The organism is Lysobacter avium (genome assembly GCF_015209745.1).
GTDB lineage: Bacteria > Pseudomonadota > Gammaproteobacteria > Xanthomonadales > Xanthomonadaceae > Novilysobacter > Novilysobacter avium.
In genome coordinates, this window is sequence record NZ_CP063657.1 from 1,615,655 (window position 1) to 1,639,009 (window position 23,355).

The 23,355-nt window shown below is 67.2% G+C and carries 13 protein-coding genes; 4 read left to right on the plus strand and 9 right to left on the minus strand.

The window, feature by feature from the left end:
• Positions 1–318: 318 nt before the first annotated feature.
• The 3 genes from INQ42_RS07315 to sbcD form a co-directional block, all read right to left on the minus strand.
• A complete protein-coding gene (locus tag INQ42_RS07315) occupies positions 319–1,986 on the minus strand; it encodes an MFS transporter (RefSeq protein ID WP_194033694.1) in 1,668 nt (555 codons plus the stop codon).
• Positions 1,987–2,059: 73 nt separating this feature from the next.
• A complete protein-coding gene (locus tag INQ42_RS07320) occupies positions 2,060–5,476 on the minus strand; it encodes an AAA family ATPase (RefSeq protein ID WP_194033695.1) in 3,417 nt (1,138 codons plus the stop codon).
• Positions 5,473–6,699 (minus strand): exonuclease subunit SbcD, encoded by a 1,227-nt coding sequence (gene sbcD, locus INQ42_RS07325; protein ID WP_194033696.1) that lies wholly within the window; start codon positions 6,697–6,699, stop codon positions 5,473–5,475. Before sbcD ends, INQ42_RS07320 begins: the two co-directional genes overlap by 4 nt.
• 207 nt (positions 6,700–6,906) lie before the next feature.
• Here sbcD and INQ42_RS07330 point away from each other — a divergent pair, with 207 nt between their 5' ends.
• On the plus strand, positions 6,907–7,470 hold the full coding sequence (locus tag INQ42_RS07330) for a DUF2939 domain-containing protein (RefSeq protein WP_194033697.1): 564 nt from the start codon (positions 6,907–6,909) through the stop codon (positions 7,468–7,470).
• 69 nt (positions 7,471–7,539) lie between these two features.
• On the opposite strand, the gene INQ42_RS07335 is transcribed toward INQ42_RS07330, so the two are convergent.
• The 5 genes from INQ42_RS07335 to INQ42_RS07355 form a co-directional block, all read right to left on the minus strand.
• Positions 7,540–8,985, minus strand: coding sequence for an NAD(P)-binding domain-containing protein (locus tag INQ42_RS07335; RefSeq protein WP_228064310.1), 1,446 nt, complete (start codon positions 8,983–8,985; stop codon positions 7,540–7,542).
• A 439-nt stretch (positions 8,986–9,424) separates the two neighbouring features.
• Positions 9,425–10,333, minus strand: a complete 909-nt coding sequence (locus INQ42_RS07340) for a 5'-nucleotidase (protein ID WP_194033699.1) — start codon at positions 10,331–10,333, stop codon at positions 9,425–9,427.
• Between the two features lie 82 nt (positions 10,334–10,415).
• Complete coding sequence (locus INQ42_RS07345; protein WP_194033700.1) at positions 10,416–11,189, minus strand: NAD kinase; 774 nt, start codon at positions 11,187–11,189, stop codon at positions 10,416–10,418.
• A gap of 103 nt (positions 11,190–11,292) precedes the next feature.
• Positions 11,293–16,317, minus strand: coding sequence for an NAD-glutamate dehydrogenase (locus INQ42_RS07350; RefSeq protein WP_194033701.1), 5,025 nt, complete (start codon positions 16,315–16,317; stop codon positions 11,293–11,295).
• 91 nt (positions 16,318–16,408) lie between these two features.
• A complete protein-coding gene (locus INQ42_RS07355; protein WP_343224906.1) occupies positions 16,409–17,602 on the minus strand; it encodes an acyl-CoA dehydrogenase family protein in 1,194 nt (397 codons plus the stop codon).
• A 106-nt stretch (positions 17,603–17,708) separates the two neighbouring features.
• On the opposite strand from INQ42_RS07355, the gene INQ42_RS07360 reads away from it, so the two are divergent.
• Genes INQ42_RS07360 through metH form a run of 3 tightly spaced genes read left to right on the plus strand, consistent with a single transcriptional unit; the run spans position 17,709 to position 22,490 of the window.
• Positions 17,709–18,695 (plus strand): ArsR/SmtB family transcription factor, encoded by a 987-nt coding sequence (locus INQ42_RS07360; protein WP_194035807.1) that lies wholly within the window; start codon positions 17,709–17,711, stop codon positions 18,693–18,695.
• Positions 18,692–19,792, plus strand: a complete 1,101-nt coding sequence (locus INQ42_RS07365; protein ID WP_194033703.1) for a homocysteine S-methyltransferase family protein — start codon at positions 18,692–18,694, stop codon at positions 19,790–19,792. Before INQ42_RS07360 ends, INQ42_RS07365 begins: the two co-directional genes overlap by 4 nt.
• 10 nt (positions 19,793–19,802) lie before the next feature.
• Complete coding sequence (gene metH / locus INQ42_RS07370; RefSeq protein ID WP_194033704.1) at positions 19,803–22,490, plus strand: methionine synthase; 2,688 nt, start codon at positions 19,803–19,805, stop codon at positions 22,488–22,490.
• A 170-nt stretch (positions 22,491–22,660) separates the two neighbouring features.
• Here the strand turns inward: metH and INQ42_RS07375 are convergent, their stop codons facing one another.
• Positions 22,661–23,335: a DUF2058 family protein gene (locus INQ42_RS07375; protein ID WP_194033705.1), complete on the minus strand. Its 675-nt coding sequence runs from the start codon at positions 23,333–23,335 to the stop codon at positions 22,661–22,663.
• Positions 23,336–23,355: the final 20 nt, after the last annotated feature.

Below are 23,355 nucleotides of genomic sequence, written 5' to 3' on the forward strand. Positions count from 1 at the left end.
CCCACCACAAAATGCGGATTTGCATGCGCTTTTCTTATGTCTGCTTATGGCCGGAAGCGGTCAGTTCGCTGATCGCTCAGTTTGCCCTCCACGGGACCCGACTGGCTCAGACCACATCGGCGTCAGGCCACACCGTCACGCTATGCCCCCTCCCCCGCGTCTTCCGCACCTGCATCGGCACCGGTTTCCGCTCTTTCACTGCGCACGCCGATCAGCTTGCCCTGGGCAATGAGGCTGTCGAGCGCGACCTTGAGCGAATCCGGGTCAAGGCTGCCGAAGCCCTAGTCGAGTAAGAAGCGTCCATGCGGGTCTTGTGTCCTACGGCAACCGAGTGGGATCAATCAGCCGCTCGCGCGCGGGCCTGGGGGCAATCGGTGCGCACTGACGTTCGATCATGCGTCGCACGGCAGGCGCATCGCGACCGCAGTGGAGTGTCCGGAGGCGCTCGGATATGGCCGCGTCGTGGTGGGTCATGCGACTGTTGTGGCGCACGTAGTCGAGCCACGTAGGCGTCTCGTAACGCTCGATCCATATCTCGGGGTCGGCGAGATCGCGCAGCAGCGTCCAATTACGCGCCCCATCGCGGCGCCGGACGCGACGTCGCTCGACCATCGCTCCCATGAACTCCCCGAGATCCGCCTCACGAATCGCGTATTCGATCGTGATCACGACCGGACCCGTTCGCCCGTCGACGGGGACCACCGTGCTCGGCTCTTTCCACAGGTGCAGCAGATCGAGATTGAGTTCCTTCGTTTGCGCCACCGGCCACCAGCGCCCCAACGCCGCGCCGCCGAGCATGACGACGGATGCCGCCAGCAGTGCCAGGGTGACGCTCGTGCTTGCCGCGACTTCACCCCACAGCCAGCTGCCGCTCGCCAGGCCGCCAAAAGCCGCCATCTGGTAGATCGACAGCGCGCGCGCAACCACCCACCGTGGCGCCGACATCTGCACGGCGACGTTGAACGTGGCGAGCGCCAACAGCCAACCGGCTCCGGCCACAAGCAACGCCGCCATCGTCACCAGCAGATGCGTACTGACAGCAGCGATCGCTCCAGCGACGGCAAACGCGACACTGGTCCAGCCCACGATGGCCCCTGTCGACATCCGCTGGCGCAGCTTCGCGTTTCCTACGGCGCCTGCAACCGCGCCCACGCCAAACGCACCGAGCAGCAGGCCATACGTGAGCGGTCCGCCGCCGAGCCTGTCCTTGGCGAGCAGCGGCATGAGCGCCATGAGTCCGCTTGCCGCGATACAGAACACCGCGCTGCGCACCAGAACCGTGCGAATGGCGGGCGATCCGGCGACAAAACGGACGCCCGCGCCCATGGCGATGCCGAGCGTTTCCCGCGGCAGCGTCCGCGGGTTCGCGGGTGGACGCCAGCGCAGCAGCACGACGATCAGTCCGATGTTGCTGACCGCGCTCACCGCGAACGCCGCAGCGGCACCGGCGGCCGCAACGATGGCACCGCCGATGGCAGGTCCCGCGCTGCGGGCAATGTTGAAACCCATGCTGTTGAGCGCCACCGCGCCCGGCAACTCTGCCCGCGGCACCATGTCCCCGACGGACGCCTGCCACGCCGGCCCGTTGAAGGCGCTGCCGCAGCCCATCAGGAAAGTGAAAATCAGCAGCAGCCACGGCGTGATCCATCCGCTCCATGCGAATCCTGCCAGCGTGGCCGACACAATCAGCATGAAGGCCTGCGCGGCAAGCATCACCTTGCGTCGATCGAGATTGTCGGCGACCGCCCCGGCGACCAATGAGAACAACGTGATCGGCAAATAGACCGACGCCAGCACCAGCGCGACCATATCGGCCGATGGGGCGATCGCGATCATCAGCCAGGAAGCGCCGACCGACTGGATGAGTACGCCAAGGTTGCTGACCGTGCTGGCGGCCCATACCCCACGGAACACCGGGTAACGCAATGGCGACAGCGCCGAGGGGGCTTGCTCGTTGTGCACGGAGCCGGATTCGTCTGGTGTCATTCAGGTCGGCTTCTGGGAATGGATCTGCGTCCGTAGCGTAGCAGCGCGGGCATGCCCGCCCGGCCGCTTAATGTCAGGGGCATACCACCGCGCTATGCCCCATCCCGCGCGTCTTGCGCACCTGGATCTGCACCGGGATGCGCTCTTTCACCGCATCCACATGGCTGATCACGCCGATGAGCTTGCCCTGGGCATTGAGGCTGTCGAGCGCGTCCAAGGCGACGTCGAGTGAGTCCGGGTCCAGGCTGCCGAAGCCTTCGTCGAGGAAGAACGAGTCGATCCGGGTCTTGTGGCTGACCAGATCCGACAGGCCCAGTGCCAGCGCGAGGCTGACCAGGAAACTTTCGCCGCCGGACAGGGTGCGGGTGTCGCGCCGGGCGTCGGCCTGCCAGGTGTCGAGCACGCTCAGGGCCAAGCCTTTGCCGTCGCGGGCCAGCAGGTAGCGGCCGCCGTCGAGCCGCTGCAGGTGCTGGTTGGCCAGACGCACCAGCTGGTCCAGGGTCAGCCCCTGGGCGAAGGTGCGGAACCTGTCGCCCTGCGCCGAGCCGATCAGGCCATTGAGGTGCTGCCATTCCTCCAGCCGGTCGCCGGCCTCGGCGATCTGCGTGTGCAGCGCCTGCAGGCCGCTGCGCTGGGCCTGATCCAGCGCGAGCTGGGTACGGATCTGCGTGGCCTGATCGCGCGCCTGCTCCACGGCGGCTTCGCTGGTCTGTGCGTCCGCAATGAGTTGCGCCAGATCCGCGTCGCTGCGGGGCGTGGCCTGCAGTTCGTCGCATCGCTCACGCAGTTGCGTGGCACGGCTGCGGATATCGGCGAGTGTCTGGGTCAGCGCGTCCTGCTCGGACTGCAACTGCTCGCGTTCCTCGGGCGGCAGCCGCGCGGCCAACAGCGCGTCGTGGTTGGCGAAGCCGTGCTGCTGGAGCGCCGATTCGAGCTGGGTTGTGGTGTGGGCGAGATCCTGCGAACGGCTTTCCAACAACATCTCAGCCCCGTGCAGGGCGGAGGCGGCGTGATGCACCTGCTGCTGCACCTGCTCCAGTTCCGCGACGGCGCGGCGTAGTGCGGCGGCGGGCTCGGCTGCCGGTGCGAGCGCCTCACCGGGTGTTCCGGCATGGGGGCTCTTCTCCCAGCGCTGCTGCCAATGCTCGCCCTGCTCGCCCGCCTGCTTTGCTTTGCTGCGGTGCTCGACCAGCGCGTGTTGCAGGCGCTGCAGTTCGGCATCGCGTTGGCGCCATTGCGACCACTCGTGCTCGCGCTCGCTCAGCCATGCTTCCGCATCGGCGGGCAGCGCGCGGTCCGGCAGGTCGGCGGACAGCTGCTGGCGCAGGCGCTCGGCTTCGCTGACGGCGGCATCGTGGCGCTCACGCTGCTCCTGCTCACGGCCCGCGGCCATCGTCAGCGATTCGCGCAGGCCCTCAAGCCTGGTGTCGTGGTGCGCCAACGCCAGTTGCTGTTCGTCGCGTTGCTTGTTCGCGACCTGCACGGCGGCATGCAATTGCTCCAGCTTGGCGACGTGCTCGCTGGCCTGTTTGCCCTGCATGCCGACGGCGGTGAGTTCGACGGCCAACGCCGACTGCTCGTCGCCGTCGGCAAGGGTGAGCCGCAGCGCGGCGCAGCGTGACGCCCAGTTGTCGGCGAGCGTGGCGCTTTGCGCGTCCAATGCCTGCAGATGGTGATCGGTACGGGTCAGGTCGGCTTGCCTGGACGCATGCTGGACCTCACTGCGCCGGTGACGCTCGCTGGCCTGCTGGAGCTGCAACTCGGCCTCGCTGGCATCGGCCTGCGACTGGCTGGGGTCGAGCTGCCGGTACTCGTCGATGGCCGGGTGCTCGGTGGCGCCGCACAGCGGGCACGCCTGCCCGTCTTCCAGGGCCGCGCGGTGGCCGGCCAGGTCCATGATCTGGCGCTCCAGCGCGACGATGCGCTGGCGATCCTGCAGGGTGGTCTTGGCGCCGTCCAGTTCCGACTGCGCCTTTGCCAGTTGCTCGGCGTCGCTGACGAGCATGGCCTTCAACGCTTCCAATCGCGCCTGTTCGTCACTGATCTGCGTGCGCAGCGTTTGCCGCTGTTCGACCAGCGGCGACAGGTCGCGCAAGGCGGCGTATCGCTCGCGCAGGCCGTCGCGCGCCGCGCGCAGTGCTTCCACGCTGGTGCCGGCGCTGGCGGTCGCGAACTGCACGGTGTCCGCGTCGACCTGCGCGCTGGCCTCAGCCAGGGCCGTCGCCAGCCCTGCCCGCTCCTCTTCGCCGGACCTGAGCAACGCTTGGGATTGCTCGTGCCTGGCGGACGCGTCGGCGAGCGCTTGCCTGGCCTGCGCTTCCTGTTGGGTGGCGGTCTGCAGTTGGGCGAATCCGGCGCGCCATCCCGGCAGTTTCTCGCCGAGTTGCGCATGCGCGCTCAAACCCGTCTGGGTGGACTGCAATTGGTCAAAGCGCTGCTGGTCGGTCTGCAGCGCCAGCGCGCTGGCCTGCGCGCACTGTCGGGCCAGTTGCAGGCATTGCCACAGGCCGTTGCGCTCCAACCCCAGCTGCTCGGCGTGCTGTTGCTGCGCCTGCTCACGGTTGGTCTTTGCGTCGGCAACGCCCTGGGTCGCCTTCTGCCACTGGCTGTAGGGCGGCCACGCCGCCTCCGCAGGTTGGGACCGTTGCAGGCGCTCACGCGCCGGGGCGGCGGCGTTCAGTGCGTCCTGCGCGGCGCGCTCCTGATCGTCAACGGCGCGCAGCTGCGCCTGCACCTTGTCCAATTCCTGCCGCCACGCCAGCGCGTCGCGGCTGCGCTGCCGCGCGACCACCAGACGCTCCACGTCTTCGGTCACGGCTTGCAGCTGTTCCTGCATTGCGGCGAGCGCGTCCTCTGACAGCAGTTGCACGCCGCCGGCCGTCGCCTGCAGCTGGTCGACCTCGCGCTTGATCCGGTCGGTCTGCGCGTACACCCGCTGCGAGATGTCGCTGTAGATATCGGTGCCGGTCAGCTGCTCCAGCAGCTCGGCGCGCTCGTTGTCCTTGCTGTGCAGGAAGCTCGCGAACTCGCCCTGCGCGAGCAGGACCGAGCGCGTGAAGCGGTCGAAATCCAGCCCGGTGCGGGCCTCGGTTTCGTCCAGTTTTTCCTTGATCGAGGTGGTGATGATGCTGCCGTCGGCCAGCGCCAGCTCGACCTGCGGCGCCTGCAGCTTGCCGCCCGCCTTGCCATGCGCACGCCGCTGCGACCAGAACGCGCGGTAGCGCTGGCCACGGCTCTCGAACTCCACCTCGGCCAGGCAGTCGGCGGTGTGCTCGGTCATCAGCGGATTCTGCGAGGCCGAGATCGTGGCCATGCGCGGGGTGCGATGGAACAGCGCCAGACAGATCGCGTCCAGCAGCGTGGTCTTGCCGGCACCGGTAGGCCCGGTGATCGCGAACAGCCCGTCTGCAAACGCGGGGGCAGTGAAGTCGATCGCGGTCTCGCCCTTGAGCGAGTTGAGGTTCTTCAGGCGCAGCGAGAGGATCTTCATGCCGGCTCCCCGCCTTCGATGTCGGCCAGCACCTCATCGAAACACGCGTGCAGCCGTTCAATCCGCACGTCCGACAGGTCCTGTTCCTGGGCCAGGCGCTGGGCGAACACCTCACGCGGCTGCAGTTCATCCAGGTGCTGGCCGTCGGCGGCATCGATCACCGCGCCGGCGAGGCTGCGCTTGCGGCGGATGCGCAACACCTCCAGCGGCAGCGCTTCGACCAGCTCGGCGACCCGGTTCTGCAGGTCGGGCAGGTAGTCATCCGCCTCGACCATGACCTCGACCCAGCCGAGCCCGCCGTCCGGCACTTCGGCGGCGATGGCGGCCAGTTGCGGCGGCAGGCGGGCGAGCGTGCCGGCCACCCGCCCCAGCACGCGGAAGCGCGGCACCGGCAATGGTGTGACCTCATGCAACTGCTCGCCCCGCAGCTCGACCAGCAACACCTGCTTGGCCTGGCCGATCTCGTCAAAGCTGAGCGGAATCGGCGAGCCGCTGTAGCGGATGTGGTCCAGCCCGCCGACCTTCTGCGGCTGGTGGATATGCCCCAGCGCGATGTAGGCCGCCGGCGGAAACGCACTGGTGGGAAAGGCGTTGAGCGAGCCGACATAGATCTCGCGCACCGAGTCGCTGGTGCTGGCGCCCACGGTGGTCAGGTGGCCGCTGGCGACGATCGGCAGAGGCTCGCCGGCGGCGTCGCGTATGGCGACGGCGGCCTCGTGGATGCGCGCGTAGTGGGAGGCGATGCCGTCCATCATCGCGCCGCGCTTGTCCTCGGCGCTCTGCCCGGCCTCGCTGCGGGAGACATCGCGCGAGCGGATGAAGGGCACCGCGCACAGGATCATCCCCGGACCGCCATCGCGGCCCGGGATCCGGTACACGTGCTCCTCCGGCGACTGCATCAGCGTTGGCACCACCAGCGTGTCCAGCCGCGCCAGCAGGCCGCGCGATTCGGCCAGCATCGCCGGTGAGTCGTGATTGCCGCCCAGCACGATCAGTCGCGCGCCCGCATCACGGATGCCGACAATGAAGCGGTTGTACTGCTCGCGCGCGTAGCTGGGCGGCGTGCCGGTATCGAACACATCACCGGCGACCAACACCGCATCCACGCGATGCTCCTGCACCTGCACGACCAGCCAGTCCAGGAACGCCGCATGCTCGGCTTCGCGCGATTGGCCGAGAAAGTTCTGGCCCAGATGGAGATCGGAGGTGTGCAGCAGACGCATGCGTAGCGGGTCCCCGGAGAGTCGTGGGCGCCAAGGCGCGCCGGATGTGGCAAAGACCGGCCAGTGTGCCTGCCGGCCCTGTTCCGGGCCATTCAATCCGCAATGGATCGCACCGGTTGCGACGACAAGGGCGCCGCGCGCGGTCGTGGTTCACCCTACGGCAGCGCTTTTGCGGCAGGCTTCGTACATGAATCAGGAGGATCGACGATGAAGAAATGGCTGCTGGCGGCAATCCTGATCGTGCTGGCGCTGGTTGGCTACGTCGCCGCCGGCCCGTACATCACCTACACCGCGATCCGCGATGCGGTGGAAACCAAGGACACCGCCAAACTGTCGCGCCAGGTCGACTTCCCACAGCTGCGGGCCAACCTGAAGCTGCAGCTGGACGACTACATGGTCCGTCGCGCGGGACCGGACATGCAGTCCAGCCTGTTTGGCGTGTTCGCTGTGCGCGTGGCCAGCGGCGTGGCAGGCGCGGCGGTGGACACAATGATTACCCCGGCAGGACTGGCGGCGATCCTGGAAGGACGCGCCGTGGTGCACCGTGTCGCCGGAGATACCGGACCGGACCCCTATCGCCCTGCCCGGCCGACCAACCCGCTGCGCGATCCCAGCTACCGGTTCGAATCGCTATCGCGCTTCAGTGCCACGGTTCCCGGTGAAGACGGCGAGGACATCACGCTGGTGCTGACCCGCCAGGGCCTGCGCTGGAAGCTCAGCGACATCCGCCTGTCCGAGCCCGCCAGGGACGCACTGATGCGGCGCCCCTGATTTCGCCGTCGCGGCTGACCCGGCACCGGGTCGGACGCATCTGAGCGCCCCACCCGATGACACTCGACGTCAGGCGCTCTTGCGCTCCTTGACCGCCGGCTCGGCGTCGGCGACGCCGGCCACATCCGCGCGCGACAGGTTCGCCTTGCGCACCTCTTCCGCGGTTTCGCCATCCTCGGCCAGGAAGGCCTCCAGCGAATCGTCCATCGCCTCCATCCACGGGGTGTGGTGGGGCGGCGCGAGGGTACCGGTCATCGTCGAGCGGTAGCTCTTGTTGCGGTAGCCCAGGATGTCCTTCTGCTTGTCGCGCTTCCATTCCTTGAACAGCTCGCCCATGCCCTCGATGTCGAAATCGGGGTAGTCCGTAGGACCGAGGATGTCGCGGATGTAGGCCGCCTGGAAGTCGATATCTTCGAACACGTCCTCCGTGGCCTCCTCCATCTCGACCCATTTGCGCGAGTCGGCGACCATCTCGTCCCTGGACGGCAACGCCAGCTTGCCCAGGATCACATCGCGGGCGTACCAGGCCTGGGCGTCGAACATGTTGAAGGTGTAGTACTGGTCCTGCATGCCCAGGTAGATCAGCTTCGGGTTGTCGATCCAGAAGATGCCCTTGTAAAGGTCCTCCGGGTACAGCCGGTTGTAGGTGCGAAGGGTCAGGTCATCCGGCAGGAACGAGAAGTAATGCTGGTAACCCGTGCACAGGATGATCGCGTCGACGTCGCGCGTGCTGCCATCGACGAAATGCGCGGTGGACCCTTCCAGGCGGGTCAGCAGCGGGTATTCGCGGAACTCCGGCGGCCACTCGTAACCCATCGGCGAGGTGCGGTAGCTGAAGGACACCGACTTGGCGCCGTACTTGTGGCACTGGGTGCCGATGTCTTCGGCCGAATAGCTGCTGCCGACCAGCAGCAGGTCCTTGTCGGTGAACTCGCAGGCGTCGCGAAAATCATGCGCGTGCAGGACGCGGCCCGGGAACTGCTCCAGACCTTCGAAGTACGGAGCGTTGGGGGTCGAGAAGTGGCCGGTGGCCACGATCACGTAATCGAACTCCTCGGTGGAGAGCTCATCGGCTTTCAGGTCACGGACGGTGACGGTGAACTTGCCGGTCTCTTCCGAATAATCGACCCATTGCACTTCGGTATGGAAGCGGATGCTGCGGCGCAGGTCGATCTTCTCCACCCGGCCCATGATGTAGTCCCGCAGCACCGCGCGCGGCGGGTAGGAAGCGATCGGCTTGCCGAAGTGCTCCTCAAAACTGTAGTCGGCGAACTCCAGGCATTCCTTGGGGCCGTTGGACCACAGGTAGCGGTACATGCTGCCGTGCACGGGCTCGCCGTAGGCGCCGACGCCGGTGCGCCACGTGTAGTTCCACATGCCGCCCACGTCGTTCTGCTTTTCATAACAGACGATTTCGGGAATCTCGGCGCCTGCGTTCGCGGCAGCCTCGAAGGCGCGCAACTGCGCAAGGCCGCTGGGGCCGGCGCCAAGGATCGCAATACGTTGGTTACTCAATGGAAACTCCTGTTGTCTGGCGGCGGGAAACAACCGCGATGGGGCGCGTGAATCGGGCGGCAGCGCACACGAACACATGAATCCGTCGGAAGACGGAACGAAAGTCCGTAGTGGCCCTCTCCGGTCACCAATCAGTGACCCGGACGCTCAGCCCGGTCGCCCCGCTCGAACAGCCGACGCAGGTGCGCCGCGTCCACGATCGACCCGCTTCATTCCGTTGACCGGGATCGCCCGCGAGGCGAAAAAAAAGACGGGATTTCCTTCCCGTCATTGCGGCGAATGGACCGCCGAACCGCATGAGACACGGTTTGAATTGGGGCTTTACATCAACGGTGAATGTTAACACAAATGCAACGGCCATGCCAGTTTTGCGACCATCACACTCACCCATAGCGCTGGTCCGTGCTAGACGGGCGCTCCGACGGGCATCAAGCCCCGATCAATCCGGATTCGCGACGCCGTGCGGGACGTGGCCGGCGGTCACCAGACCGCGGGCAGACTCGATGTTGTGCTCGGAATCATCGAAGAAGATGTCGGCGCCAAACGCCTCCAGGAACGGCCCCTTGGGACGGCCGCCGAGGAACAGCGCCTCGTCCAGGCGGATGTCCCAATCGCGCAGCGTGCGGATCACCCGCTCATGCGCCGGAACGGAGCGGGCCGTGACCAGGGCGGTGCGGATCGGGGCTTCCTGACCCATCGGGAACGCGTCCTGGAGCCGGTGCAGTGCGTCCAGGAAGCCGCGGAATGGGCCGCCCGACAGCGGCTCGCCGGCGCGGTCGAGCTCGTGCTGGGAGAACGCCTCCAGCCCGCCCTCGCGCGAAACGCGCTCGCTCTCGTCGCCAAAGATCACGGCGTCCCCATCAAAGGCGATCCGGAGCTGGTGCTGGCGCTCCGGCAGCGCCTTGGCGGGTAGCAGCGTCGCCGCGGCGACACCCGCGGCCAGCGCATTGCGCACGTCCTGCGCGTGGGTGGAAAGGAACAGGTCGGCACCGAAGGGCCGAATGTAGGGAAACGGCGGCGCGCCGTTGCTGAAAGCCGCGCGGCGGATCGACAGGCCGTGATGGGCAATGGAATTGAAGATTCGCAGGCCGGTGTCGGCGGAGTTGCGGGAGATCAGGATGACCTCGACCCTGGGCGCTTCCGGCGGGGAGTCCTCGTTGAGCGCGAGCAGCTTGCGCACCAGCGGAAACGCGACGCCGGGCTCGAGCAGTTCATCCTCCCGGCTGAGCTGGTAGGCCGCGTAGGCGTCCAGCCCCTCGCTGGCGAACAGCGAATGACTGTCTTCCAGGTCGAACAGGGTCCGCGAGGAGATCGCGACGATCAGGGGGTCGGCTTGTTTATCGGGCATGCCGATATTGTGCGCGATCGCCGTCGCAGGGGCTGCGATGGCGGCCCGGGCGCGCGCAAACGTGACGGGCCTCGCCGCACGGCTAGCCACCCACAAACTGCTCGGTCAGCATCCGCTCTTCCAGGCTGTGCTCGGGGTCGAACAACAGGGTGACGGTGTGTTCGCTCGACTCGCGGATGGTGACCTGGACCACGTCGCGCACCTCGTGCGAGTCGGCCGTCGCGCTCACGGGGCGCTTGTAGGGGTCCAGCACGCGCAGCCGCACTTCGGTGTCGGCCTTTAGCACGGCGCCGCGCCAACGCCGGGGCCGGAACGCGGCGATCGGCGTCAGGGCGACCACCTGGGTGTCCAGCGGCAGGATCGGACCGCCGGCGGAAAAGTTGTACGCAGTGCTGCCGGCCGGCGTGGCCACCAGGACGCCGTCGCAGATCAGCTCGTCGAGCCGGCGCTGGCCGTGCAGCTCGATCGACAGGTGCGCCGCCTGGCGGGTCTGCCGAAGCAGCGAGACCTCGTTGTACGCCAGTGATCGCACCCTCGCACCGGAGTCGGTCTCGGCCATCATCTCCAGCGGGCGCAGCACGGACGGCTTTGCCGCCTGTACGCGCTCAGCCAGTTGATCGGCGCTGTAGTGGTTCATCAGAAAGCCGACCGTGCCCTGGCGCATGCCGTACACCGGTTTGCCCAGTTCGCCGTAGCGGTGCAGCGTCTGCAGCATGAACCCGTCGCCGCCGAGCGGGACCAGCACGTCGGCCTCGTCCGGTGCGTGATCGCCGTGCAGGTCCACCAGCTCGCTGCGCGCTGCCTGCGCCTCTTCGGCAATGCTGGCAAGGAATGCAAAACGCGGGGATGAAGTCATTGGCCGCTCCGGAATCATTGCCCGCAGGATAGCGTGGCTGCGGCGCGCAAAAAAAAGCCGGCGGGAGCCCGAGGGCCACCGCCGGCTTTGTTGGCCGTCCGGATCAGGCGGCCGCTTCGGCCAACTGTGCCAGGCGACGCACCGCGACGGACACGGTCGGGTAGTCCAGGTTCTTCTGGTTCACCAGCTCGGCGAGCATCGACAGGGTGAAACGCACGCCCTGGTCGTCGCGTGCCAGCCAGGCTTCGATCTTCGCTGCCGCCGGCTTCTTGCCGCCGCCGGCGAGGATCTGCCCGACCAGTGCCCGCTGCTGCGCGGCCAGTTCGTCACGCATCGCGCCGCGGGCGAGCGCCTGCCAGCGTCCCTCCACCGGCAGAGCGTTGATCTGCTCGTGCAGCCACGGCAGCTGGAACGCGGCGCCGAGGTCGAAGTAGGCACGCGACGCTTCCAGCGCCGACACCTTGCGGGCGTTGGCGATCTCGATGATGTCGCAGGCGAACTCCAGCACCGGCAACGCCGCCAGATGCTCCGCCAGCGCCGACGGCACGCCCTTGGCCTTCCACTCGGCCAGCTGGGCGTTGAACTTCTCGCGGCGCACCGGCGACATCGTCTCCGGCAGCGCCGCATGCACGGCCTTGAAGCCGTCGCCGAAGCGCGCCATGCCCTTCGTGATCTCCGGCATCGGGCCCGGACGCGACAGCAGCCAGCGGGTGACCGTACGCAGCAGGGTCCAGATCGTCTGCAACGCATCGATCTGCACCGACTCCAGCACCTTGCCGTCGAGCGCGTCGATCTGCGCCCACAGCGCGCGGGCATCGAGCGCTTCGCGCGCGATGGTGTAGGCCTCGGCGATCTCGCCCGGGCTGCGGCCGGTGTCCTCCTGCATCCGCAGGGTGAACGTCGCCCCCATCCGGTTCACCATCGAGTTGGTGATCGCGGTGGCGATGATCTCGCGCTTCAGACGGTGGCCTTCCATCGCCTTGGCGTATTTGGCCTGCAGCGGTTTGGGGAAGTAGCGCACCAGCTCCTTGGACAGGTAGGGATCCTCGGGCACGTCCGAATCCACCAGTTGCTGGAACAGCACCAGCTTGCTGTAGGACAGCAGCACCGCCAGCTCCGGCCGGGTCAGGCCCAGCCCGCGTGCCTTGCGGTCGGCAAATTCCGCATCCGATGGCAGGTACTCGATCTGGCGGTCCAGCAGGCCCTGCGACTCCAGCGTCTGGATGAAGTGCTGCTTGGAACCCAGGCGCGGCGCGCTCATGCGCTCCATCAGGCTGATGGCCTGGTTCTGGCGGTAGTTGTCCACCAGCACCAGCCCGGCCAGCTCGTCGGTCATCTCCGCCAGCAGCTTGTTGCGCGCCGGCAGGGTGAGCTTCTTCAGCTTGACCTGCTCGTTGAGCAGGATCTTGATGTTGACCTCACGGTCGGAGGTACCCACGCCGGCGGAGTTGTCGATGAAGTCGGCGTTCAGCAGCGCGCCCGCCTGGGCGGCCTCGATGCGGCCGAGCTGGGTCATGCCCAGGTTGCCACCCTCGCCGATCACCTTGCAGCGCACGTCGCGGCCGTCGATGCGCAGGCCGTTGTTGCCGCGGTCACCCACGTCGGCGTGGCTCTCGGTGCTGGCCTTGATGTAGGTACCGATGCCGCCGTTCCAGAGCAGGTCGACGGGCGCCTTGAGGATCGCGCTCATCAGTTCGTTGGGGCTCATCGACTTGATCGACTCGTCGATGCCGAGCACGGCCTTGACCTGCGCGGTCAGGTCGATCGACTTGGCGCTGCGCGGGAACACGCCGCCGCCCTCACTGATCAGCTCGCGCTTGTAGTCGTCCCAGCTGGAACCTGCCAGCTTGAACAGGCGCTGGCGCTCCTTGTAGGACGTGGCCGCCACCGGATCGGGATCCAGGAAGATGTGGCGGTGATCGAACGCGGCGACCAGGCGGATGTGCTTGGACAGCAGCATGCCGTTGCCGAACACGTCGCCCGACATGTCGCCGATGCCGACCGCGGTGAAGTCCTCCTTCTGGGTGTTCACGCCCAAGGCGCGGAAGTGGCGCTTGACCGACTCCCACGCGCCGCGCGCGGTGATGCCCATGCCCTTGTGGTCGTAGCCGACCGAGCCGCCAGAGGCGAACGCATCGCCCATCCAGAAGTTGTGGTCGGCCGAGATCGCGTTGGCGATGTCGGAGAAACGCGCGGTGCCCTTGTCGGCGGCAACCACCATGTAGGCGTCATCGCCGTCGTGGCGGACCACGTTGTCGGGATGCACGACCTTGCCATCGACCAGGTTGTCACTGATGTCGAGCAGGCCGTTGATGAACATCTGGTAGCAGGCCACGCCCTCGGCCTGCAGCGCGGCGCGATCGGACGGCGGGCGCTTGACGATGAAGCCGCCCTTGGCGCCGACCGGCACGATGATGGTGTTCTTGACCATCTGCGCCTTGACCAGGCCGAGCACCTCGGTGCGGAAATCCTCGCGCCGGTCCGACCAGCGCAGGCCGCCACGGGCCACCGGCCCGAAGCGCAGGTGGATGCCTTCCACGCGCGGTCCGTAGACGAAGATCTCGCGGTACGGACGCGGCTTGGGCAGGTCGGGGACCAGCGCGGAATCGAACTTGTAGGCCACGTAGCCGCAATCGGCTCCGCCGACGCCGCACTGGTAGTAGCTGGTGCGAAGCGTCGCCTCGATCACGTCCATGAAGCTGCGCAGGATGCGGTCCTCATCGAGGCTGGAGACGCGATCCAGCAGCGTCATCAAAGCGGTCGACGCGGCTTCGGTCTGGGCCTCGCGCTTCCCACCACGGGCCGCGACGACAGGTGCCAGCGCCGCCAGGACGGTCTCGTCTCCGCCGCTCAGGCGCTCAACCTGTTGCTGCAGCAACGCCTGACCGGCCTTGATGTCCGCCTTGTCCTCGCTGCCGGTACTGGGATCGAAGCGCGCTTCAAACAGCTCCACCAGCAGCCGGGCCAGGACGGGATAACGCGCGAACGTCTCCTCGACATAACTCTGCGAGAACGGTACGCCGACCTGGAGCAGGAACTTGGCGTAGGCGCGCAGCATCGCGACCTGGCGCCAGGTCAGGCCGGCAGCGAGGATCAGGCGGTTGAAGCCGTCATTCTCGGCCTCGCCGCGCCAGGTGCGGGAAAACGCGTCCTCGAAGTTGTCACCGATGCCCTCGACGTCGACATCCGGCGTGCCGGTCTCGACCTCGAAGTCCTGGATGTAGACCACCTCGCCGCCGGCGTGCAGGCGGTAGGGGTGCTCGGCAATCACGCGCAGGCCCATGTTCTCCATCATGGGCAGTGCGTCCGACAGCGAGATGTCGTCGTGCTGGCGGTAGAACTTGAAGCGCAGGCCGCCGGTGCCCGGGCGGCTGCGGTACAGGCTCAGGCGCAGGTCCTCGGGGCCCGTCAGCGCGGCCAGGTGTTCCACGTCGGCCGCGGCCACGGGCAGCGAGACGTTCTCGATGTAGCCCGCCGGCAGCGCGTTGCCGAACGTGGCTGCCATCTCCAGACCGCGCTCCTCGCCATGGCGCTCGGCGAGCACGCCGGCCAGGTCGTCGCGCCAGTCGCGGACGATTTCCGCCAGTTCCGCCTCGATGACGGCGTTGTCCACCTGCGGCATGCCTTCCACGCCCAGTGCGCCGGGTTTGGGGCGGACCAGCACGTGCAGTTGGGCCAGCGGCGAGTCGCTCAGCATTACGGTGGTATCAATGTGCTCGCCATGCAGTTCGCGCTTGAGCATCGCCTCGATGCGCAGGCGCACGTCGGTGTTGAAACGCTCGCGCGGGATGTAGACCAGGCCGGAGAAGAACCGGCCGAAACGGTCGCGGCGCAGGAACAGCTTGCTGCGCACGCGCTCCTGCAGGCCGAGGATGCCGGTGGCGGTCTTCAGCAGCTCCTCGCCGCTGGACTGGAACAGCTCGTCGCGCGGCAGCGTCTCCAGGATGTGGCGCAGCGCCTTGCCGCTGTGGCTGTCATCGGCGAAGCCCGAGTGGCGCATGACGTAGTCGTGGCGCTCGCGCACCAGCGGGATGTCCCACGGGCGACGGGTATAGGCGCTGGAGGTGTACAGGCCCAGGAATCGTTCCTCGCGCACCGGCTTGCCGTTGTCGTCGAAGCTCAGCACGCCGATATAGTCCATGTAACCGCGGCGGTGCACGGTGGCGCGCGCGTTGGTCTTGGTCAGGATCAGCGCATCGACCGAGCCCGAGTTGGGCATGCGGGTCGCCGCCAGCGACGAGAGCGAGCGCGGCTTGTGGTTGTCCTTGCCGCGCAGCAGGCCCAGGCCGCTGCCCTTGACCGCGCGGAGCACGTCTTCGCCGCCCTGCTCCACCACGTCGTACTCGCGGTAACCCAGGAAGGTGAAGTGGTTGTCGGCCACCCAGTGCAGGAATTCGCGGCCCTCGTTGCGGCCCGCGTCGTCCACCGGCAGGGTGCGATTGGCCAGGTCGTCGGCCACTTCCAGCATCTTGCCGCGCATCTCGCTCCAGTCGGCGACGATCGCGCGCACGTCGTCGAGCACCGTCGCCAGCTTCTTCTCGATACCCGCCATCGACGCCTTGGACTGGCGGTCGATCTCAAGGTGCATGATCGACTCGGGCTCGCCTTCGCCGATTGCCGTCAGCTTGCCGGCCTTGTCGCGCGTGACCGGTACCACCGGATGGCCGAGGACGTGCACGCCGATATCGGCTTCCGCCAACGCCATCGATACCGAGTCGACCAGGAACGGCATGTCATCGTTGATGACCTGCAGGACTGTGTGCGCTGACTCCCAACCATGGCTGTCCAGGGTCGGATTGAACAGGCGGATCTTGGCCGCGCCCGGCTTGCGCTGACCGGCGAAGTCGAGCATGTCCACCGCAAGTGCGGCCCAGCCCTGGGTGGAGTGCTGGGACCACTCGTCATCACCCATGCGCTCGTAGAACGCCTTGGCAAACGACTCGGCCTGGGCCTGATCCTTCCTGGCGTCCTGCTTGCGGACCACACCCAGGACCGTGTCGAGCGAGACGTGGCCTGCCGCGGAAGCCTCCCCCGCGGTTTTTGCGACAGCGGTGCTGGTCGCGCCCTTGGGGGCGGAAGCGGATTTCTTGCCGGTGCGGCGGGCGGGGGTTTTGCTTTCAGTGCTCATGCGAATGTGGTTTCCAATGCAGTGAGGCCCGCGTTTTCACACGGGCCAAGGCTCAGGAGTCAGTACACCAGATGGGTGTGGGCGTGCATTTTCAGCGCAGGCCGGTCTCGTTGCGGGCGATCACCAGGCGCTGGATCTCGCTGGTGCCCTCGTAGATCTCGGTGATCTTGGCGTCGCGGAAGTAACGCTCGATCGGCAGTTCCTTGGAATAGCCCATGCCGCCGTGGATCTGCAGCGCCTGGTGGGTGATCCACATGGCCGCCTCGGACGCGGTCAGCTTGGCCACCGCCGCCTCGGTGCTGAAGCGTCCGCCGTGCTTCTCGGTCTCGGCCTTCTTCCAGGCCGCGCGCAGCGTCAGCAACAGGGAGGCGTCAAGCTTGCACTTCATGTCGGCGATCTTGGCCTGGGTCATCTGGAAGGCGCCGATCGGCTGGCCGAACGCCTTGCGGTCGCGGGCGTACTCCAGGGTGGCTTCATAGGCGGCGCGGGCGATGCCGATGGCCTGGCTGGCGATGCCGATGCGGCCGGCGTCGAGCACGCTCATGGCGATCTTGAAGCCCTCGCCTTCCGCGCCCAGGACTTCCTCGGGCTTGATCACGTAGTCGGTGAACTCGATCTCGCAGGTGGCCGAGGCACGGATGCCCATCTTCGGCTCGGTCTTGCCGCGGTGGAAACCCTCGCGCTCGGTGTCGACCATGAAAGCGGTGATCCCGCGCGCGCCCTTCTCCACATCGGTCATGGCAAACAGCACGATGTATTTGGCGACCGGGCCGGAAGTGATCCAGCTCTTCTTGCCGTTGACCAGGTAGGTGCCGTCGTCCTGGAGGGTGGCCTTGCAGCGCATGGCGGTGGCGTCGGAGCCCGACTGCGGCTCGGTCAGCGCGAAGGCGCCGATCTCGCGGCCTTCAGCGATCGCGCGCACGTAGAGCTGCTTCTGCTCCTCGTTGCCGAAGGTCAGGATGCCGTTGCAGAACAGCGAGTTGTTGACCGAGACGATGGTGGAATGGGCGGCATCGGCGGCGGCGATCTCGATCATCGCCAGCACGTAGGCGATCGGGTCCATGCCCGCACCGCCGTATTCGGCCGGCACCTCGATGCCCATCAGGCCGTTCTCGCCCAGGGTGCGGATGTTCTCCAGCGGGAACTCACCGGTGCGGTCGTGATGCTCCGCGCTGGGAGCAATTTTTTCCTGCGCGATACGACGCGCCACGTCCTGGATCATCAACTGCTCTTCGCTGAATCCAAAATCCACGTCCGCACCTCTGGCTGGTAAACGATCCGCCAATTGTAGCCCTGCGCGGCAATTAAACCGAACCGGCAGCGGCGACCGTGCTTGACCTGCGCACCACCCGTCATCACACTTATCGCTGCATCGCGATAGGTGGATGAATATGGATCTGGAAGGCTGGTCGTCACGGCTCAAGGTGTTTGCCGACGCGACACGGGTGCGGTTGCTCACATTGCTGGAACGTGAAGAGCTCACCGTTGCGGAGCTTTCGGCCATCACCCGGCTGGCCCAGCCGCGGGTATCCACGCATCTGGCGCGCCTCAAGGATGCCGGACTGGTGCGTGACCGGCGCGCCGGCGTGTCAGCGTACTACCGCTTCGACGAGGCGGCACTTGATCCCGCGCAACGCGCGCTGTGGAACACCCTGCGCGAGGGCAGCGACGATCCGTTGCTGCGACAGGACGCCGAGCAGGTCCGCCAGGTGCTGGCGATGCGGGCCGCCGACCAGAACTGGGCCGACTCGGTCGCCGGCGACATGGAGCGACACTACTCTCCCGGCCGCACCTGGGAAGCGATGGCGCGTTCCGCCCTGCCGCTGCTGGAGACCGGCGACGTGCTCGACGTGGCTTCCGGCGATGGCGTGCTGGCCGAGTTGCTGGCGCCACACTCCCACCGCTACGTCTGCCTGGATTCCAGCACCAAGATGGTGCTTGCCGCCTCCGAGCGCCTGCGACGGCTGGAAAACGTCGAGGTCCAGGAAGGCGACATGCACGAGCTGCCTTTTGCCGATGCCAGCTTTGACCTGGTCGTGTTGATGCACGCCCTCTCGTACGCCGACCATCCCGCCGAAGCCGTCGCGGAGGCGGCACGGGTGCTGAGGCCCGGCGGTCGCCTGCTGCTGACCAGCCTGGCCGGGCACGGCCACCGCTCGGTGGTGGAAGCGTACGGCCACGTCAATCTCGGCTTTGCGCCGGCCGAGCTGCGCAACATGGTCGGCAAGGCCGGGCTGGGAGTGGAGAGTTGTGAGGTCGTCACCCGGGAGCGACGCCCGCCGCATTTCGAGGTGATCGCGCTGCTCGCCCGCAAGCCCTCCGCTGATACGCAATCGAAAGCGCGCACGACGCGCAGCAAGACCGGGGCAAAATCGTGAATACCGAACTGCCATGGCTGAATCCCGCCCGCGCGGACGCCCTTCAGGCGCAACTGCGCGAGCGCATCCTGGTGATCGACGGCGCGATGGGCACGATGATCCAGCGACACGGGCTGGAGGAAGCCGACTACCGCGGCGAGCGGTTCGTCGACGGCTACGACCGCGAGCACGACATGCCCGACCACGTGCACGGCGCCGACTGCGGCTGCGCCCGCGACCAGCGCGGCAACAACGACCTCCTGAGCATCAGCCGTCCCGACCTGATCCTGGATATCCATACCGCCTACCTGGCCGCCGGCGCCGACATGGTGGAGAGCAACACCTTCAACTCGACCCGGACCTCGCTGGCCGATTACGGACTGCAGCACCTGGCGCGCGAGTTGAACGCGGCCGGAGCGCGGCTCGCCCGCGCCGCCTGCGACGCCGCGGAACGGGAGACGCCCGGTCGGCAGTGCTTCGTGATCGGTGTCATCGGCCCGACCAGCCGTACCGCGTCCCTGAGTCCGGACGTCAACCGCCCCGGCTTCCGCGCGACGAGTTTCGATGACTTGCGCCTGGCCTACCGCGAGGCGGCCGAGGGCCTGATCGATGGCGGCGCGGACGTGCTTATGGTGGAAACCGTGTTCGACACCCTCAACGCGAAGGCGGCACTGTTCGCCATCGCCGAGGTCTTCGAAGGGCGCGGCGCCCGGCTGCCGGTGATGGTCTCGGGCACGATCACCGATGCCTCCGGCCGCACCCTCTCTGGCCAGACCGCCGAAGCGTTCTGGTACTCGCTGCGGCACGCGCGCCCGCTGTCAATCGGCCTCAACTGCGCGCTGGGCGCGAAGGAGCTGCGGCCCCACGTGGACACCCTGTCGCGGATCGCCGAGGTCGCGGTCAGCGCGCACCCGAACGCCGGCCTGCCGAATGCCTTTGGCGGCTACGACGAGACCGCCGAGGACACCGCCGGCATGCTGCGCGAGTTCGCCGAATCGGGCCTGCTGAATTTCGTCGGTGGCTGCTGCGGCACCACCCCCGAACACATCGCGGCGATCGCCGAGGCCGTGCGCGGCCTGCCGCCGCGGCAGCCACCCCGCATCGCCGACGTGGCTTGAGGTTTAAACGATGAGCACCCTCCCCCGCTACACCCGCCTCAGTGGCCTCGAGCCACTGGTCATCAGCCCCGAAAGCAACTTCATCAACGTCGGCGAGCGGACCAACGTCACCGGCAGTGCGCAGTTCAAGAAGCTCATCAAGGACGACCGTTACGACGAGGCCGTCGCCGTCGCCCGGCAACAGGTGGAGAACGGTGCCCAGGTGCTCGACGTCAACATGGACGAGGGCCTGCTGGATTCCGAGCAGGCGATGGTGACCTACCTGAACCTGATCGCCGCCGAGCCGGACATCGCGCGGATCCCGGTGATGGTCGACAGCTCCAAGTGGAGCGTGATCGAGGCCGGCCTGAAGTGCCTGCAGGGCAAGGGCATCGTCAACTCGATCTCGATGAAGGAAGGCGAGGAGGAATTCCTGCGCCAGGCGCGGCTGGTGCGCCGCTACGGTGCCGCGGTCGTGGTCATGGCCTTCGACGAGATCGGTCAGGCCGACACCGTCGAGCGCAAGGTCGAGATCTGCGCGCGCGCCTACAAACTGCTGACCGAGGAGATCGGGTTCCCGCCCGAGGACATCATCTTCGATCCGAACGTGTTCGCCATCGCGACCGGGATCGAGGAGCACAACGACTACGCCGTCGCCTTCATCAAGGCGACGGCCGAAATCCGCCGACGTTTCCCGCATTGCCACATCTCCGGTGGGGTCTCCAACGTCAGCTTCGCGTTCCGCGGCAACGAGCTGGTCCGCCAGGCGATCCACGTCGTGTTCCTGTACCACGCGATCAAGGCCGGCATGGACATGGGCATCGTCAACGCCGGCGCGCTGCCGCTGTACGACACCCTGGACCCGAAGCTGCGGGAGGCGGTCGAGGACGTGGTGCTAAACCGCAACGCCGAGGCCACCGAGACGCTGCTGGAACTGGCCGAAAGCTACCGCGGGCGCAAGGGCGAGAAGAAGGTCGAGGACCTGAGCTGGCGCGAGCAGCCGGTCAGTGCCCGCCTGAGCCATTCGCTGGTGCAGGGCATCGACCAGTGGATCGTCGAGGACACCGAGCAGGCCCGGCTGGCTGCAGCCCGTCCGCTGGACGTGATCGAGGGCGCGCTGATGGACGGCATGAACGTCGTCGGCGACCTGTTCGGCGCCGGCAAGATGTTCCTGCCGCAGGTGGTCAAGTCGGCGCGGGTGATGAAGAAGGCGGTGGCCCACCTGCTGCCCTTCATCGAGGCCGAAAAGCTGCGCACCGGCGATACCGGCAAGACCAACGGCAAGATCGTCATGGCCACGGTCAAGGGCGACGTCCACGACATCGGCAAGAACATCGTCGGCGTGGTGCTGGCCTGCAACAACTTCGAGGTCATCGACCTGGGCGTGATGGTGCCCTCGCAGGTGATCCTGGACCGCGCGATCGCCGAGAACGCCGACATGATCGGCCTGTCAGGGCTGATCACGCCTTCACTGGAGGAGATGGGCCACGTTGCCCGCGAGATGCAGCGCCAGGGCTTCACCATGCCCTTGTTGATCGGCGGCGCGACCACGTCGCGTGCGCACACGGCGCTGAAGATCGACCCGTTCTACAAACCGGCAACGGTATGGGTGAAGGACGCCTCGCGTGCGGTGGGCGTCGCCCAGAACCTGCTCAGCGTCGAGCTGCGCGATGCCTTCGTGGCCGCCAACGCGTCCGACTACGCGCAGATCCGCGAGCGCCACCGCACCCGCGGCAGCGGCAAGCGGCTGGTGTCGCTGGAACACGCGCGTGGCAACCGCTTCGAGGGCGGCTGGGACGAGTACGAACCGCCGGCGCCGCTGCAGCCCGGCCTGCACGTGTTCGACGACTATCCGCTGGACGAACTGGTGGAGCTGATCGACTGGACGCCGTTCTTCCAGGCCTGGGAGCTGGCCGGGCGCTACCCGGCGATCCTCACCGACGAGGTCGTCGGCGCCTCGGCCAGCGACCTGTTCCGCGACGCCCAGGCGATGCTCAAGCGCATCGTCGATGAGAAGTGGCTGACCGCCAAGGCCGTGTTCGCGCTGTGGCCGGCCAACAGCGATGGCGACGATGTCATCGCCCAGGTCGATGGCCGCGCCGAGCCGATCCACTTCCTGCGCCAGCAGGCGGACAAACCGCCGGAGCGGCCCAACCTGTGCCTGGCCGATTTCGTCGCGCCCCGTGACAGCGGACGCCAGGACTGGATCGGTGCATTCGCCGTCACCGCCGGGCTGGGCATCGAGCCCCACGTGCAGCGCTACGAGGCCGACCATGACGACTACAACGCGATCCTGCTCAAGGCCTTGGCCGACCGCCTGGCCGAGACCCTGGCCGAGCGCGTACACCAGCGCGTGCGCACCGAATTCTGGGGTTATGCGGCCGATGAGTCACTCGACACCGACGCGCTCATCGACGAGAAATACCGCGGCATCCGGCCTGCGCCCGGATACCCGGCATGCCCGGAACACAGCGAGAAGGCGACGATCTTCCGCCTGCTCGATCCGGCCAAAAACGCCGGCATGCAGCTGACGGAGAACTTCGCCATGACGCCCGCCGCGGCGGTGTCGGGCTACTACTTCAGCCATCCGCGCAGCCAGTATTTCGTGGTCGGCCGCGTGACGCGCGAGCAGGTGATGGATTATGCCGCGCGCAAGGGGTTGACCCTGGCCCAGGGGGAGCGACTGCTGGCATCCAACCTGGATTACGACCCGGAGTAGGGTTTTTTTCGCGACCTGCAGGCCTTCGCCAATCATCCCGATGCTGGATAGACGGGAGCGGAGGCCATGGGGTGTGAAATAAAGGAGGAGGCACCAGCTTCATCGGTGCCGGGGGACATTCACACCCCATGGCCTCTGCTCCCGGCGCTCCCGGCGCTCCGGCGCAAATATCACCAGACCAGATCGTCAGGCACCTGATACTGCGGGTCCGCGTAAGGGTCGTCGGCCGCCGGGGCGTCCGGGTCGACCTTCAGCGCGACCGCCGGGGCGAACACCTGCTCGGCCTCGGCCAGCAACGCCGCATCGACCAGCAGGTAACGGCCGTCGGTCTGCAGCACGCCCAACTCGCCGGCATTGAGCGCTTTGAGCTGCTCGGCAGTGACGTGGATGCGCTTGATCTTCCCGCCGTACTCGAAGTGCCGGGCGATGTCCGCGTCGGCGGAATTCAGCGCCTTGCCCTGCACCAGCTGGGTCAGTTTTGCGCGCGCTTCGCGCCGCTCGCGGGCCGCATCCTGCTTGGCCTTTTCCGCCGCGATGCGCTCGTCCTTCTCGCGCTGGGCGCGGATCGCGTAGGCCTTCGCCAGGTCGATGTCCTCGCGCGAGCGCGCCGGGTTGCGGGGCGGACGCGCCTGTCCCGGTGCACCGGGGCGCTGCCGCTTGTCGGACGGTTTGGCGACCCGGCCTTGCGCCGCCGGATTTCCCCGCCGCTCTGCGCCGCGCCCTGCCCCGACACTGCCGCCTTTGCGCTCCGGGCTGCCATCGCGCTTCTTCGCGGGACGGCGCTCGGGCTCGGGCGCAGGCTTGAAGCCAAGGCCCATCAACTGATTGCGCAGGGTGTCATTCATGGTGTTCTTCAGCAGACAGG